This window comes from Treponema sp. TIM-1, from assembly GCF_046533115.1.
GTDB lineage: Bacteria > Spirochaetota > Spirochaetia > Treponematales > Breznakiellaceae > JAIRMO01.
In genome coordinates, this window is sequence record NZ_JAJQRC010000008.1 from 1 (window position 1) to 16,363 (window position 16,363).

The window sequence follows — 16,363 nt, forward strand, 5'->3', positions numbered from 1 at the left end:
TAAATTCGCTGCCGTTATCGCTGTGGAACTCCCTGAGCGGGAAGGGAAGGGTTGCGTGGATGTCCTTGAGTGCGTTGAAGGTCCAGCGGTGGGCCTTGTTGAGCAGGGAATACAGGGATATCCAGCCGGAAGCGACGTCGGTGGCGGTGAGGGTGAGGATATACTGGCCGGAAGTGGTCTGACCGCAATGGTGGACCGTGTCAATCTGGATAAAACCGGGGAGTTTTCGTTCCGCTGAGGTGTAGAAGGTGCGGATGGGGATGAGGCGTTTGAGGGATTTTCCCGGTTTGGTGAGACTTTTGCCCGTGAGGGCGAGGGCAGCCTTGTCTTTTTTGAGGGCGCGGTCGATGGTCTCTCCCGCGAAAGCGGGTTCTTGGGCTTATCTTCATGAGTTTCTCCCTGATGTCCGGCGTGATGGCGAAGGCGGGCCAGGAGGCGATGAAGGGCATATGCTGGCGGATGAGGGGAGCGAGGAGCTTTCGGAAACTTCGTTTCCGCCCGCATTTATACCAGAAGAATGCCCAGATGAGACGGAGGGAGGCGATGACCTCATCGGTATAGATTTTTTTGCTCTGCCGGTTGGCGGGTCTTTTTTTCTGCGGTTTGAGTTTGACGGTCTTGCCTGTAACGACGAGGGGAGCCTGCGGCTTATTGAGGATATGCAGGGCGTACTTCCGGTTTTTGTAACCGGTAATCTGGATGAATTCATCCAAAATGGCCGACTTCTCTTTCCGTCCGGCTTTTAGGTAGTGGGAACGAACCTGCCGGGTAACTGCCTTTTTCTCTTTCATGGATAACCCCATTTTGACCTCCGGGAACTAGTGGTTCCGGATAGTCTGCCTTGATTTGGGTTACTTTTCCAAAATGTGGCATAGGGTCTTTTGGGTTACTTTTTCAATGAGGCAACGCGGGTTTTTCCGGTTATATGGCAAAAGAAGAACATTTAGGGTATCATCCGGTTATGTTGTTTACCATCACCTATACCGGCAAAGATCCCACGGATCTGGGGTACCTGCTCCACAAGCATCCAGGGCGGCCCCAGACAATGGAATTGGGGTTTGGGCGGGTGCAGGTGTTTTACCCCGAAACAGGACCTTTGCGCTGTACCGCCGCGATGCTCCTCGACATCGATCCCCCGGATCCGGGCCGGGGGGGGACAAAATCGCCCGGTATCGTTGACTATGTGAATGACCGGCCCTATACGGGTTCGTCGTTTATGAGTACCGCCATATCCAGCGTGTACGGAACCGCCCTGGCCGGAAGGTGCGCCAAAAAACAGGAACTGGCGGATACTCCCCTGGATTTAAGTGCGGGGCTTTTTATGCTGCCCTGCCGGGGCGGCGGCCGGCTGCCAAAATTGTTATTTGGGCCCCTGGGGTACGAGGTGGAAAGTGAAGCGCCGGTTTTGCTTGACGAGCAATTTCCCGAATGGGGAAACAGTCCCTACCTCAACCTGACCATCCGGGGAAAGGTCCGGCTTCGGGATCTGCTCAACCATATTTATGTGCTTATTCCGGTTTTTGACCAGCAAAAACACTATTGGATCGCGGGAGACGAAATAGACAAGCTCCTCAACCACGGCAAAGGCTGGCTTGCGGATCATCCCGCAAAAGCCCTTATTGCCCGCCGCTATTTCAAGAACCTGTGGGTCCTGACCCATACCGCCCTTGACCGGCTGGAGGGAAGAAGGGTTGACGACCCTTCACCCGCCCGGACGGAAAAAAACGATGCCGGGGCAGCGCTTGAACCAACGAATGGGGCCCGTCCACGGCTGAATATGCTGCGGCTGGAAACGGTAGCCGGGGTGCTGAAAAAAAACGGCGCCCAATCGGTGCTTGATCTGGGCTGCGGGGAGGGGAATCTGCTGCGGCTTTTACTGAAAGAAAAAAACTTTACCCGGATTACCGGCGTTGACGTTTCCCCCAGCGCCCTGAAACATGCCCGAAAACGATTAAAACTGGACCAACTGCCGGAAACAGAACAGAAACGGTTTTCCCTCTTTCAAGGCTCCCTCACCTACCGGGACAAGCGGTTCAGGGGTTACGATGCCGCTGTTTTGGCGGAGGTGATAGAACATCTGGACGAAAACCGGCTTGATACCCTGGCGGCGCTTGTCTTTGGCGATGCCCGTCCGGGAATGGTGGTGATAAGCACCCCCAACGTTGCATACAATAGGATCTACGGCCGGTCAAATTTCCGTCACCGGGATCACCGTTTTGAGTGGAACCGGGAGCAGTTCCGCCTCTGGGCGGAGCGGATTGCCGGTCGTTACGGTTATGAAGTGAGTTTTGCGGATATCGGGCAGGTAGACGCAACCCAGGGCGCCCCTACCCAAATGGGGGTATTTGTTCAGGGGAATTTCCCCCGGAGCGGCTCCGGCGTCGAACCGCCCGCGCTTTGCCCCGGCGCCTTATTAGATCCTGCCGCCGGTTCCGGCGCATCCCAAAACCACAGTTCCGGGGCCCTGCCGGCCGTTGAAGACGTACTCAGGGAGCTTACCATCCGGACCGCCCTGCATCACGACCTGGTGATCGATGAGGAGGACCGCGCCGCGGCCCTTGAAATCATGAGCCGCTTTTCCGCTGATCCCCGGTGGCTCATCTACCTTCCCCCGGCCATGTCCCCCTGCAGAACCAGTTCCCTCCCGGAATTTATCGAACATCCCCAGGAGGCCTTTGCCTATTACCGGAAGGCCGGCCTTGACCGGGTGGTCTGTGAGGAGAAGCATGGGGGGGCCCGGGCGGTGATCGTCCTCTGTCGCAGCCCTGAAACCGCCCTGGACCGCTTCGGCGCAGCGGACGGCCCACCGGGAATCATCTATACCCGGATAGGGCGGCATTTTTTTGATCCCGCCGAAGCCGCAACAGAGCAGGCCATCCTGGAACGCCTGGGGAAGGTCCTTGATTGCTCGGGGTTTTGGGAACAATTCGCTACGGATTGGGTGTGCCTGGACGCGGAAATTTTACCCCCGCCGGCAAAGATCCGCAGGCTCCTCCCGGAACAGTACGCCCCGGTGGGCCGGGCCGGGAGGGACGGCCTTGCCGCGGGTATCGCCCTCTTACAACAGGCCCTTTCTATCCGGGGGCCGGCGGCTGTGGCCCCGGCACCTGCCGAAAAACAGCGGGGCCATCCGCCCGCGGACATGCATGTCGCCGCGGTACTGGAACGTTTTGAACAGCGCAAGGCATGTCTTGACCGGTATACCGAAGCCTACCGCCGCTGCCACCGGACCGTATCCTCGGCGGACGATTACCGGGTCGCCCCCTTTCATATCCTTGCCACCGAAGGGAAGGTCTGGAACCACGAAACCCATCTCTGCCACCTGGAGACCATCCGGCGTTTTATGACGGAAACCGATCCCCTGTTTATAAGCACCGGCCACATCACCGTTGAGCTTAACGACCAAAAAGCCCTTGCTGCCGCAGCGGACTGGTGGCTCCGTCTTACCGGTTTTGGCGGCGAAGGCATGATTGTAAAGCCCGTGGATTTTATTGCCCGCCGCGGCACAGAACTGATCCAACCCGCCCTCAAATGCCGGGGACAGGAATACCTCAGACTCATCTACGGCCCCGAATACACCATGCCCGAAAACGCGGATCCCCTGCGAAACCGTTCCCTGGCAAAAAAACGCCGTCTCGCCCTGGCCGAGTTTGCCTTGGGCATGGAAGCCCTGGAACGCTTTGTCCGGAAGGAACCCCTGCACCGTTTTCATGAATGTGTGTTTGCCCTGTTGGCCCTGGAAAATGAAGCCGTGGATCCCCGGTTATAGGAAGAACCTGCCCGGTATGGCATGAAGGGAGCCTTATAGCCGCACCCGGAACAGGCTTCCTGTGCCTTCTCCGCTGGTGCTTTCCACGCTGATTGTGCCGCCGTGGGCGCTTACTATGGCGGCGGCTATCGCAAGGCCGATTCCGGCGCCGCCGGTGCTGCGGTTCCGGGATTTATCGGTACGGTAGAAGCGTTCAAAGATATGGGGGAGGTCCTTTTCCGGTATGCCTATGCCGGTATCGGCAACGATAATATCCCAATGGAGGGGGCCCTGCTCTATGCTGACGGTGATGCTTCCTGAGTCGGTATATTTTACCGCGTTGGAAAGAAGATTCATAAACACCTGTTTCAGACGATCGTAATCGGCGTTTATGGGGCTTTCGATCAGGTGGAGCTGTAACGCTATTCCTTTTTCATGGGCCGCCGCCCTGAACTGGTCCGCCGTAATTTGCACCAGCTTTGCGAGGTCAAAATTGGTTTTGTTCAAATTTGTTGACATCCCGTAGGGACTGGGGAGGAACTTTTTTCCGGCAATGTCTCCGGCCTCCTCAAGGCTGGTCAGGATACTCAGATCCTTAACCAGATTCGTAAGCCGTATTATTTCCTCGTGACAGCTTTCAAGATGTTCCCGGTCCGGTTTATACACGCCGTCAATCATGGCTTCTATGTTTCCCTGTAAACAGGTAAGGGGGGTGCGTAATTCATGGGCGATGTCGGAAGTGAGCTGTTTTTGACGGCGTTCCCCCTCCTCCAATTCTTCCGCAAGACAGTTGATTGAGCGGGAAAGGTCCTGGAGTTCCCGCGTCTTATAGCGCTCGTCTATTCTGATGATAAGCCCCTCGGGGTTTGCTTCGCCGGAAGGTACCTGCCCGGCCGCGTGAACCTGGGCTATCTTGCGGGCCGCTTCCCCAGCTTTAAGAATCGGCCGTGCGATGCTTCGGGAAAGCAGCAAGGCAATGCCGGCGCTTAACAGGGCAAGGATAGCGCCGGCGAAAAGGAGGAGCCTGTTTATGGAGCTTAAAAACCGGGTTTCTGTTTCACTGTAAAAAAAAGGACCGTAGGTTTCTATACTCACCGCCCCGATGACCCGGTTGTTATAGTAAACCGGATACCGCTGTTTTTGCATGCCGCCGTTTAAACGGAAATTCTGTTCCATCCGTACCGTTATGTCGTTTATCACCTCCACACATTGCCGCATATCACAGGAACGGGCATCCCATACCGGTTCTCCCCCCGCATCTTCCACGGTTACAATATACCCCTCATGGACAAAGTACATCCCTATCGCCTCGGTGACGATGGCATCGAAGCCCCCTTCCAGGGGCTTATACAGGGCTTCGATGGCCCGGACGATTTCTCCGCTTCGCTCACTGATGTTTTCTTTAATCAGCGCGTTAAAGGTTATGCCGGTGAACCTATTTATTGCCAGGGTTAAAATTCCAAGGGCCGCGCCGATAAACAAGGCATAGGTAAGGGTCAGGCGGTGTTGAAGGCTTATGGTGAAATTTCGTTTCATAGGTCCCCCAGGCGGTATCCCATACCGTAGACGGTGATGATGTATTTCGGCGCTTTAGGATCATCCTCGATTTTTGCCCGGATTTTTTTTATGTGGGTGTCCACCGAACGATCAAAGCCGTCATAATCAGCGCCTTTTATCGCTGCAAGAATTTCTTCGCGGGTAAATATTTTTGCCTGGCGGGACATGAGCAGGGTAAGGATATGGTACTCATCGCGGGTAAGGTTAACCGCCTTCCCGTTCCGGCTGACCATCCGCTTTTCGGTATCGACGATTAAATCATCATAGTAAAGAAAATTTTGGGGCGTCTTTCTGCCGCTGCTTCTCCGCAGGGCCGCTTCGACCCGCGCCATAAGCTGCCGGGGGCTAAAGGGTTTGGTTACATAATCATCGGCGCCGATGTTAAGACCGTGGATTATGTTTTCTTCCTCAACCTTGGCGGTGATCATAATGATAGGAACATCAGAGTCCTGCCGCACTTTTTTACAAAATTCTTCGCCTGAAAAATCGGGCAGCATAAGGTCCAGGAGTATCAGCGAAACCGGATTCCGCGAACTCCGGCGGCTCTCAAAAAATTCCATGCCCTCCCTGCCGTTTTTGGCACAAAAGACGGCATACCCGTTTATTTCCAGATAGGACCTTACCAAACTGAGGATCTTTACTTCATCATCCACCACCAAGACGGTCTGCATATCCTTCATGGTCCTTATTTTACGGGTAAAGCGGTAAAAAGGCTACTGCTTTGGTGCTAACCGGCTATGGTTTTAAGAAGGGAATCAACTTCGTCTACTACTGCCTCGACACTATTGCCAAATTCTGCGACCAGACCCGGAATCTCCTCCAGGGGGAAACTTAAAAATTCCTCGTTTTCTCCGCTGATCCATTTGCAGAGGCGTGGCAGTTTTTGCGTTAATATCTCTCTGGCAGCCTCGCTGGCAATGAGGTCAAGAACCGGAGTTTTTTTTGAGAAAGGATAGAAAAAATTTGATACCGGGGTATACCGGTACTGATAGTCGCCGCCGCTGACTTCAATACGCTCCTGTTCCGGATGTCCGGGCCGTATAATCACCGCCTTCGCGCCCGCCGGAATAGTGACACGCATTTCAAAACTGTTGTCCGCGCAGAGTTCCCATGCTGTTTTATAGGTCCCGCTGGGAGAATCAAATTCAAGGCTGATGCGCTTAAGCCGGTAATTCGGCTGCGGCGCAATGACAGCTTCTTTCCAGCCCGGCGCGGTACAGCGCAAACCGGCCATTCGCGAATAAATAGCTTCGCAGACCGAACCGGCACTATAATGATTCAGGGAATTCATGCCGGTACCGCTGACCCTGCCATCGGGAAGCAGGGAATTCCAGCGTTCCCATATGGTTGTTGCCCCAAGGTTCACCGCGTAGAGCCAGCCCGGGAACGCTTCGTTAAAGAGGATTCTGTAGGCATCGTTTACCATACCTGCATCCATGAGCGCGGGCAGCATGAGGGAAGTTCCGGTGAAGCCGGTTTTAATACGGTATAAATCCTTCGCCAGCCGCGCTTTAAAACCTTCAATCACTTTTTCCTTGTCTTTATAAATGTCATAATAAAGAGAAAGAACATAAGATGTCTGTGTTTCCAGGCCAAGTCTTCCGCTTTCTGTAAAAAATTCTTTTAGAATCGCCGCCTTAATCTGTTCCGCCAGGGCGGCATAACGTTCCGCGTCATCATGAAACCCCAGCACACCGGCAGCCCTGCCGCAGATACTTACGCTGTTGTAATAATAAACGCTCCGAATAAAGGTTGCGTCAGTGCCGCCCATAACGCTATTGGAGGTTGCGCCATCTAGAGCGACCCAGTCTCCAAAGGTGAAATCTTTAATAAGAAGGTGCCCGGCATTATCGCGGGTGTCGCTGGCAATGAGCGTTTCGACATAATCACGCATAAGCGGATAGTTCTTCCGCAGTTGTTCCCGATCCCCGTAGTGCGTATAAATATTCCAGGATACGATAGTGGCCGCGTCAGCCCAAACCGCGCCTCCGCTTTTCGGATTGCCTTTAAGGGAGGGACTGTACATGGGTATATTCCCCTGGTAATACATAATTTGATCAGCGCGGAGGTCATCCAGAAACTTCGCATAGAACGCCAGGCAGTTCATGTGGTAACAGGCAGTTCCGGAAAAAACCTGCGTGTCGCCTGTCCAACCAAGCCGCTCGTCCCGCTGGGGACAGTCTGTAGGAATATCAAGGAAGTTACCCCGCTGTGCCCAAACCGCGTTTTGAATGAGGCGGTTGATTTTGGGGGCGGAGGTTTCCACCCGCAGCGTTTCAGGCAAATCCGAATAAATAACCACACCGGAAAAATCATGGGGGTTCACTGTTTCTATACCTTCAACAGTAACATAGCGGAAGCCATAATAGGTAAAATACGGCTCAACAATCCTGGCCTTACCATCGGATATATATACAAATTCCGCCTTTGCGCTCCGGTAGTTGGCGTTATAAAAACAACCGTCCTGCAACGTCTCGCCAAAACGCAGTGTTACGGCCGTGCCTTTTGGAGCGCTGCAGACAAAGCGGCAGACCCCCACCATATTCTGCTTAAAGTCGAGTATCCGCTCGCCTTTCGGAGAAATATACAACTCCGGTTTAAGGAGGTGTTTTTCAACCATTGGAGCGCCGGTATAGGGGATGACATTATAATGGGTTTTTACCATTTCACAGGCGGTACGCTGCGTTGAATCCATCGTGCGATCCTGAAACTCGCCGTCATAGATAGAGGTTTCCCGAATAAAGGACTCGGCCGCGGTCCAGGTCTCATCGGTTTTGATTACGGTACTGCTGCCGTCTTCGGCTGTTATGGAAAGCTCCACCGCCAGAAGATACTTACTGCCCCAAATATTACCGCTGTGCCCGTTAAGGCCAAAACGGCCCTTATACCAGCCATCGCCCAAATATACTTCGATAGTAGTATCTGTTTCTACCATGGCGCTGACATCGTAAGTCTGATAACGGAGATAGGCATCATAGTCATTAAAACCGGGAGTAAGGTAATCGTTTCCAACCCGCTTATTATTGATAAAGGCCCGGTACAGGCCCAGGCCGGTGATGGAAAGACGCGCCGCCTTGACGCCGCCCCGCAGGGTAAAAGACTTGCGCAGCACCGGGCATTGGATTGGTGTTTTTGCCGCAATAAAAGGAGCATCCATGTTCGTTTATTCCTTTACGGCGCCGCCCGTAAGACCCAGCACCATCTGATTTGAGAATAGAAAGTATAAAATGATAACCGGTATTAAGGTAATCACCACCGCCGCCATTGATTCACTCATATATTTCGCGAACCGCCCTACATACTGGTAGATAGCAAGGGTTAATGTTTTCGTCGCGCGGCTTCCGAGTAAGACCATAGGCATATAGAAATCATTCCAGTGGATTATTCCGTTAATCAAGGCCATTGAGAGTATTACCGGCTTGGACACCGGCATGATAATCCTTAAAAAGATTCTCAGGTCTCCCGCCCCATCCAGCCGGGCTGATTCTTCCAGGGCCTTTGGAATGGTATGGAAGAATTTTTGGAATACCAGGCAGCACATGGATATAGTGGAAATATACACAAGAATCAGTCCCAGTAAATTATTAAGCAAATGCAGGTTCTTCAAAATCAGAAACACCGGCAGAATGCTTACCTGTACCGGCACCATCATGCCCAGGAACAAATAACTGGAAAGAAATATCTTTCCCTTAAAATCATATCGCGCGATACCATAAGCGGTCAATGCGGAAAGAAGAACACAGCCGCCGGTTCCGGCTATGACCAATATCAGGCTGTTCCTGAAATAAAGCAGAAAATCGTCATCAAACAATACTGCATGGTAACTATCAAAAGAAAACACCCGGGGGAGGCCGGTAAAATTGGTAATCAAATCCGTTTTTGTCTTAAATGAGTCAAGGAGGGTAACGATGACCACAAAGACAATTAAACCGGTATAAATCACCAATACACCCGAGAGAACTGTTCTGACTGTTTTTGCAACAGGGGATAGGATCTCAACTCCTTCCCGCTGATTCTTTATGGACAGTTTCACCGCGTCATTCTCTTTAGTTTTCATACTCAAACCTTGACAACACTTTATTTTGAATAAAAGTTATCACCATCATAACTACGAACATAACCGAGCAAATGGAAGCCCCAAAGCCAAGGTCTGATTTTCCCCGCATGGCTGTACCAAAGGTATAACGATAAAAAACCAGATTAACAAAATCAAGCGAGCCTGACACGCCGCCGTTGGATCCGCCAAGAATAAAAGGCAGGTCAAATAAGGCAAGCGCCCAGATGGTACTCATGGTGATAATCGACGCACACGCCGGCAATGAAAGGGGCAGAAAAATGTAAAAAAAACGCTGCCATTCTTTACAGCCATCAATCCTGCATGCATCCATTATATCCTGTGAAACATCCAGCATATTGGAATAGAAGATCATAATGCCAGAGCCCGCACCCTGCCAGAGGATCAGAAAAACCAGTAATTTGAATGACCAGCGGGTGTCACCAAACCACGCCCCGCCTGCCAGTCCCATGCTTTCCAAAGCCCTGTTTAATAATCCAATGTTTGGATCAAAGATCAAGGTGGCAAAAAAACTAATAATGGTTAAACTTACGACATAGGGCAGGAATATCATAAACTTTATATACCGCCACGCGGGAACCCTGATGAACAAGAGGTACGCGACTATATATTGAAAAGGTGTTATGATAAACCATACGCACAATAAATACTTCATATTGTTCAGCAGGGCATGAAAGATCTCCGGCGCTACCCGGCTGTTTGTGAACAATGTTTTAAAGTTTTCCACGCCGATAAAATTCATCGGCCCTAAGCCGGACCATTCAAACAAGCTTAAATATAAAACGTACAGAATAGGGACCACCACAAAGCCGGTATAGAGAACTAAACCCGGCGTGATGAAAAAAATATAATTTTTAGACTGTTTCATAGCTTTTTTCCCCATCCGCGGGAAGAATATGCTTCATGGTAGTCCCCTATTACCTCTGCCGCGGCGATTAGTCCATCAGGGCCGCGATATTTTTTAGGAGATCAGCAAGACTTAAGCTTTTTGAAAAAACCTTAGTACTGTCCTGATCCCAGATGGAACAGGCCTCGCTGTTCTTGGAATGCTTATTCAACACGTCATACCAGGATGTATAAACATTCCCCTGCCCGCTTCTGCTGATCGCATCCGCGATTGCGGTTGAAGACTTGATTTGCGGACTCGCGGACAGGCCGCCCTGGGATTGCACCCATATCGTCTGGGCTTCTAAGGATGCGCAGTAATTGGCAAAGAGCAGCGCCGCATCCAAATTCTTGGAAGCAGCGTTTACGGAGAAACCGTTTGATAGGGTTCCCACCAAACCGGTTGTACCGTCTGCCGCCGGAATAGAAAACGCGCTATAGTTCAGGGCAGGATTATTTTCACTGATGGTCGAAGCGGCCCAGGAACCGTCAATATTCATGGCAGCCTTCCCGGTGGTAAAGGCCAGGATCTGGGCGTTGCTATTGATTACCCCGAGCCAGTTTGCGCCGAAGTAACCTTTGTCCGCCCAATCAAGCATCTTGGTAAGGACATCACTTACCGGTTTGGCCGTTACGGATACCGGATAGTTCGCCAGGCTCCTGGTGTATGCAGGATCAAAACCGGAAAGGATAGGCTCAAAAGCAAAGAGCAGTGACCAGGAGTCATTGGGGGAGAGCGAAATAGGAATAATCCCCGCATCTTTGATTTTCGGGAGCAGCGCCTCAAATTCAGCAAAGGTTTTTGGCACTGCCCAGCCATGCTGGTTAAACATATCCACATTGTAATACACGGCCCGGGTATCCATCATCAACCAGGGAACTGAATATCGTTTTCCGCCAATATCAGAAATGCTCAGAGCCGAGGCGGGTATAGTGGAATAATCCACTTTCCCCGTGAGATCAAGCAGGACGTTGTTTTTAACATATTCCGCCATGTTTCCGGTATTTGTTCCATGGGTCCAAAAAAGATCGGGACCCGCCCCGGAGGATAGCGCCGTATTCAGAACACTGTAATAATCAGTCGACTTGAGTTCATAGGCGACGGTGATATTTGGATATTTTTTTTCAAAACCCGCAATCACCTGCTTGAGGCTTTCTTCAAAACTGTTCTCGTGCTCCCATACGGTTATCGTTGTTTTCCCGGTCGTACTGCCGGTTTGGCTCCCGCCCCGTGCGAACAGGTTTGGAAGCAGAACCCCCAGTAATACCAAAGCGATTAACCCGAATTTTAACTTCATACATTACTCCTTTACCGTGCTTTTTTGACTGCCGGCCTCCGCAACGGTATAGAGGCAGCGATCTGTTATTATTATCCGGGTATATGCAATACGCAATGACAAAAATTGACTTATATATTGACTTTTTTTGTGGTTTCTGGAACAATTGGACCATGAAGCAGGAAGCCCTCGCCATTCTGGAGGAACTTAGGCGTTATAACGATAAGGAGCTTTTTTTTAAACGCTGCTATGAACTGGGTAATGACCAGACAGCGCTCATGGCTCACCTCAAATCCATCAGCAGGGAATCCCTGATAAATTGGGAAATCGACCGTTATGACGAGGGGCTTCCGGCAAAAGCCCAAGGGATAAACCATCTTTTCCTGACATTGGGCGGATCCTCCATGAAGCCGCAGAAGTTATTCTTTCCTAAACAGCTTCCTGACCGGAACGTCTTTTTTAAAAAACATGACCGTTACTACCCGGCTTTTGTCCATTCCCATGATTTTTTCGAAATTTTTTACTGCCTTTCAGGCGCTTGTGTCAGTGCCATAGGCGGAGAGCGCATCAATTTTCATGAAGGCAGCCTCTGTTTTATACCGCCGTTGACCAATCACACCGTGGAAATATTTGATGACAGTATTGTTATCTATTTTCTTATTCGCAAAAATACCTTTGACGTGTTTGGTGTTGACCTGCTTACCGCGGATAATCTGCTTGGACGTTTTTTTACTGAAGGGCTTTACGCCTTTAACTCCAGTCAGTACATTATTATTAATATCGACAAGGACAATGAACTCCTTGATATGCTCTTTGATATGCTTATCGAACAAAAGACAGACGATCCGTTTACAAACCGTATTATGGAAAACCAAATTAAAATTTTTTTCTTCCTTGTCTTACGGCGCTATGGTAACAAGGCAATTGTTGGGAAAAACGGACCGAGGGCGGTCAAAAACAAACACTGGGACATGATCATGTATATCAATGAAAACTTCAGAACCCTGTCGCTGGCGAAACTCGCCCAGCATTTCAATCTTGAAAAGTCCTATTGCTCACGGCTCATCAAGGCCGTCTCGGGAAAAACATATAAAGAAATAGTCCGCGATAATCAAATGCGTTTTGCGAAACATCTGCTGCAAAACTCCGATATGCGCATCTATGAGATTAGCTATTCCCTGGGCTTTGAGAGCCAAGAGAACTTTATCAGGACCTTCAAAAAGACCTGCGGCACGAGTCCCACCGCATACCGGCGGCAATACAGGCAAATCGCTGGCTCCCCGGCTTAAAAAGCGGTTTATCCAGCGATGGATACCCCCTATAAGCAGCCGGATACATCAGCATACCCCGCCCGCAAGCAGCTAAACTTGCCCCACAATAGAAAGCAACCACCCCAAAGTAGACCGCTGCGCAGTCAATTAAATGAGCAGAAGGCAAAAAAGGTAAATTGGTCATTTAAGCCATTCCCGGGCGTTGACAAGTTCATAGCAGCCTAAAGCGGCCTATTGTATTAAAGACAATAGTACGGCATATTTAATCATAACAAATAAGGATTAATAATGCCAAAAAAAGTATTTGACGCCTTTTTTCATGCCACCGTCAGGGATATTAAGAACCACTACCAGCCGGGGGATAAATACCTGTCGATCCGCCAAATGGCGGAGAAATACCAGGTAAGTATACAGACCGCCCAGCGGGGGGTCAAAAAGCTTGAGGAGTACGGGTATATAACCGTAAAACGAAAGGCCGGAATAACCATTGACGCCCTGCGGCCCCGGAAGAAGCTGGACGGGTATAAAATAGCGGTGGTTTCGGCGAGGACTGATACGCGGTTTAACGAAGCCCTTTTCAAGGGCATCCGGGAAACCGCCGATGAAAAAGGGGTTTCCGCACGGTTTGAACCCATACCGGATATGGATATCAGTTCCCTGGGTTTTGGGGATTACCTCCTGTCCCTGGATGCCGATGGTATCATCGCCCTGTATTTCAACAATTCCGCCCTTCCTTTTTACCACGTTATGCGGGAGGGCAGGGATATTGTTACCGATATTATCCTGGACGAACTCCCCATCCTGCCGGTGGTTCAGACGGATAATTTCCGCCACGCCAAGGAAGCGGGCCGGATTTTTGTAGACCGGGGATACCGCCGTTTCCTGGTGGTAGGGTACTATCCCCGAAAGAGAAACCGCCGTTATGAAGGGATGTTAGAAGCCATTAAGGATGACTGTGATGATGTGCGGTACATCCATCTGGCAGACAGCGGTTCCATGACGGCCATAGATACGTTTTTCCATAACTTCAATTCCCGCTGCGCCGTATATTCCATTGATTATTCTTCCAATTACATCGTGGGTGCGAAATTCATACAGTACAAAATCCCCGTTAAAAACGACAACTTTTTGGTCTACGACTGCGAAGAAGAAACCTTTAATTATCATGGCCTCAGCCCCGTAAAAAGCGTAGGTCCCTCGTTTTATTCCATGGGTTCTGAACTGTGTAAGGTTCTGATTGCCAAACAGGAAACCGGCGCATACCCCGAACCCCGGCAGAAAAAACTATAAAGAATAGGGAATACCATCCAAATAATAATGAAAAACTGTAATGATTAAATAAAAATTACATAAATTTATAAAATTTTTCTTGACATATCAATATTTATAAGGCAATAATATCTCAGTTAGGAAGTTGTATTCATCTGAGGCTGTTTCAAAACTTCAGTTTTGAAACAGCAACCTTGAAAAACGCAGTTTCGCAAGGCTTTAGCCTGAGAAACTGCAAGAGCCAGTGAAAAACCAACCGGGTTTTGAAACTGGCTCATCTTCCTAATCACATTTTATTTTGGAGGAAAAGTGATGAGGAAAAAAGCGTTGGTACTTGCCGTTCTTATGATGGCGGCGGCTGTCGTTTGCGGGCCTCTGTTTGCAGGAGGCGGTTCCCAGGGAACGGCCGGATCTTCCGGTGGGTCTGCAAAGATGACGGATGTCGGCACTCCAAGGGCAGAAACTCTTATCGTGGACAACATGGACGGAATAATCGCCGATCCTACCCAGTTCAACCCGCTTCTGCCAGGCTGGTCTTCGAGCGGCGGATACCACCAGTTGCTGCTAACCGGTCTTTATCAGATTGATTCCATGAAAGGCGAAGTCTACCCCGAGCTTGCAGCGGAGTTGCCCAAACCCGAAGATGCTACCTATACAAAATTTACTATCAAACTTCTTGACGGAATCAAATGGACCGATGGGGTCAATTTTACCGCCGATGATGTGGTGTATTCCGCGGAAATGGTCTTAAAAACGCCGGAATTGACACCCCATGCGGCTTATAAAGACCTCTTTAAAAGGGTAACCAAAATAGACGCCCATACGGTGCAGATTGAAACAAACAATCCCGAACCTAAACTTGCCGCCCGTCTGGGTAGTGCAGTCTGGGGCCCCACGTTCTTCGTTCTCCCCAAACATATCTGGGAAAAACAGGATCCCAAAACCTTCAGGAATTCAAACCCCATTGGCCTTGACTGCTGGCTTCTCAAAGACCTGGATAAAACCGGCGGAACCTGGTACCTTTTTGAAAAACGGCCGGACTGGCAAAATGGTCTTACGGGTAAACGCATTGGTGAACCCAAGATGAAATATGTACTCTTCCGCAGTTACGGAACGGAAGAACGCCGGGTTATGGCCATGCTGAATAACGATTACGACATCATGGTGGACGTAAGCCCGGAAAGCCTCAGCTTATTGATGGAAAGAAATAAAAACGTAAAAGCCTGGTTTAACGGCTTCCCGTACGGCAATCCCAACGATCCTGCCGGGCTGGGTACGGTATTTAACTGCGACATAGCTCCTTATGATAATCCGGATGTCCGCTGGGCGCTTACCCTGGCGACGGATACTATTTCTGTTTCTATTTCTATTTGTAACGGCATGCTGCGGTTCTCCCCGATTCAGGCGCCTCCTCTGGATCCCCTGATGAACGCTTACCACAAGCCCATGCTGCCCTGGCTTAAGAATTTTGCCCTTGCCGATGGGTATAAACCCTTTGATGATACCTACCCGGACAAGATGCTCGAAGCGCTTAAGGCACAGGGAGTAGCCAATCTTCCGGCCACACCGGAGGCGAAGCTTGCCGCCTTTGGTATCGGTTGGTGGAAGTATGATACCGTGGAAGCTGCCAAACTTTTAACGAAAAATGGTTTCTCCCAAAGGGGCGGCAGATGGTATCTGCCGGACGGGACGCCCTGGAAGATCAGCCTGGTAACTATGTCAGACTCCGCGATGAACGGCAAGCTGGGTTATGCCGTCGCGGACAGCTGGCGGAAGTTTGGTATTGACGTGGAAGCACGGGGTGTTGATTCTGCCACATGGGGCGCATCCCAGTACAACGGTCTTTATGAAGTGGGTGTTTTCTGGCCGACTACTCCCACCATGGTGGATATGACAACAAATATGCTCGGCTGGCATTCCAGGTTTTATAGGCCCAATGGGGAATACTCTATCAATATCGCGCGGTTCAAGAACGCCTATGTGGACAAGCGCCTTGACGAGCTTCTGGCGCTCCCCTCGGATAATCCCCAGGTTATCCAAAAGCTCACGGAGATTTTCCAGGAAATGGTAAGGCAAATGCCCATGAATAATATGGTAGGAACGACAAAAATAGTGCCGGTTAATACCACGTACTGGACAGGCTACCAGTCCGCGGATAACCCCTTTGAAGGCCCCTGGTGGTGGTGGGATCAGTTCAGAACCTATCTGCCCCGTTACCGCCCCACCGGCGTAAAATAAGTGAACCGCCGGGTTCCCGCAGGGAGCCGGTCCGGCTTCTCGC

Annotated in this window: 12 protein-coding genes; 5 read left to right on the forward strand and 7 right to left on the reverse strand. The window is 50.6% G+C overall.

Annotated elements, in window-relative coordinates:
- Positions 1 to 182 (forward strand): hypothetical protein (locus LQZ21_RS05220; protein WP_411043178.1); only part of this gene is annotated, 182 nt, incomplete at its 5' end.
- 18 nt (positions 183 to 200) lie between these two features.
- Here LQZ21_RS05220 and LQZ21_RS05225 read toward each other — a convergent pair.
- The gene (locus LQZ21_RS05225; RefSeq protein ID WP_411043180.1) at positions 201 to 791 is read right to left on the reverse strand and encodes a hypothetical protein; all 591 of its coding nucleotides are present in this window, start codon (positions 789 to 791) and stop codon (positions 201 to 203) included.
- Positions 792 to 925: 134 nt separating this feature from the next.
- Here LQZ21_RS05225 and LQZ21_RS05230 point away from each other — a divergent pair, with 134 nt between their 5' ends.
- Positions 926 to 3,769, forward strand: coding sequence for a 3' terminal RNA ribose 2'-O-methyltransferase Hen1 (locus LQZ21_RS05230; protein ID WP_411043181.1), 2,844 nt, complete (start codon positions 926 to 928; stop codon positions 3,767 to 3,769).
- Positions 3,770 to 3,802: 33 nt separating this feature from the next.
- On the opposite strand, the gene LQZ21_RS05235 is transcribed toward LQZ21_RS05230, so the two are convergent.
- From LQZ21_RS05235 to LQZ21_RS05260, 6 genes are all read right to left on the reverse strand, one after another.
- Entirely contained in the window at positions 3,803 to 5,284 is a 1,482-nt protein-coding gene (locus LQZ21_RS05235) for a sensor histidine kinase (RefSeq protein WP_411043182.1), read from the reverse strand.
- A complete protein-coding gene (locus LQZ21_RS05240) occupies positions 5,281 to 5,985 on the reverse strand; it encodes a response regulator transcription factor (protein WP_411043183.1) in 705 nt (234 codons plus the stop codon). The genes LQZ21_RS05235 and LQZ21_RS05240 overlap by 4 nt, the downstream gene beginning before the upstream one ends.
- Before the next feature lie 47 nt (positions 5,986 to 6,032).
- A complete protein-coding gene (locus LQZ21_RS05245) occupies positions 6,033 to 8,462 on the reverse strand; it encodes an alpha-L-rhamnosidase (RefSeq protein WP_411043184.1) in 2,430 nt (809 codons plus the stop codon).
- Positions 8,463 to 8,468: 6 nt separating this feature from the next.
- Positions 8,469 to 9,362: a carbohydrate ABC transporter permease gene (locus LQZ21_RS05250; RefSeq protein WP_411043185.1), complete on the reverse strand. Its 894-nt coding sequence runs from the start codon at positions 9,360 to 9,362 to the stop codon at positions 8,469 to 8,471.
- Entirely contained in the window at positions 9,352 to 10,248 is an 897-nt protein-coding gene (locus LQZ21_RS05255; RefSeq protein WP_411043186.1) for a carbohydrate ABC transporter permease, read from the reverse strand. Before LQZ21_RS05255 ends, LQZ21_RS05250 begins: the two co-directional genes overlap by 11 nt.
- Positions 10,249 to 10,315: 67 nt before the next feature.
- A complete protein-coding gene (locus tag LQZ21_RS05260) occupies positions 10,316 to 11,563 on the reverse strand; it encodes an ABC transporter substrate-binding protein (RefSeq protein ID WP_411043187.1) in 1,248 nt (415 codons plus the stop codon).
- 152 nt (positions 11,564 to 11,715) lie between these two features.
- On the opposite strand from LQZ21_RS05260, the gene LQZ21_RS05265 reads away from it, so the two are divergent.
- The 3 genes from LQZ21_RS05265 to LQZ21_RS05275 all read left to right on the forward strand — a co-directional run bounded on the left by LQZ21_RS05265 (position 11,716) and on the right by LQZ21_RS05275 (position 16,320).
- A complete protein-coding gene (locus tag LQZ21_RS05265; RefSeq protein WP_411043188.1) occupies positions 11,716 to 12,831 on the forward strand; it encodes an AraC family transcriptional regulator in 1,116 nt (371 codons plus the stop codon).
- 270 nt (positions 12,832 to 13,101) lie between these two features.
- Positions 13,102 to 14,103: a helix-turn-helix domain-containing protein gene (locus LQZ21_RS05270; protein WP_411043189.1), complete on the forward strand. Its 1,002-nt coding sequence runs from the start codon at positions 13,102 to 13,104 to the stop codon at positions 14,101 to 14,103.
- 291 nt (positions 14,104 to 14,394) lie between these two features.
- The gene (locus LQZ21_RS05275; RefSeq protein ID WP_411043190.1) at positions 14,395 to 16,320 is read left to right on the forward strand and encodes an ABC transporter substrate-binding protein; all 1,926 of its coding nucleotides are present in this window, start codon (positions 14,395 to 14,397) and stop codon (positions 16,318 to 16,320) included.
- The last annotated feature ends 43 nt before the right edge of the window (positions 16,321 to 16,363 follow it).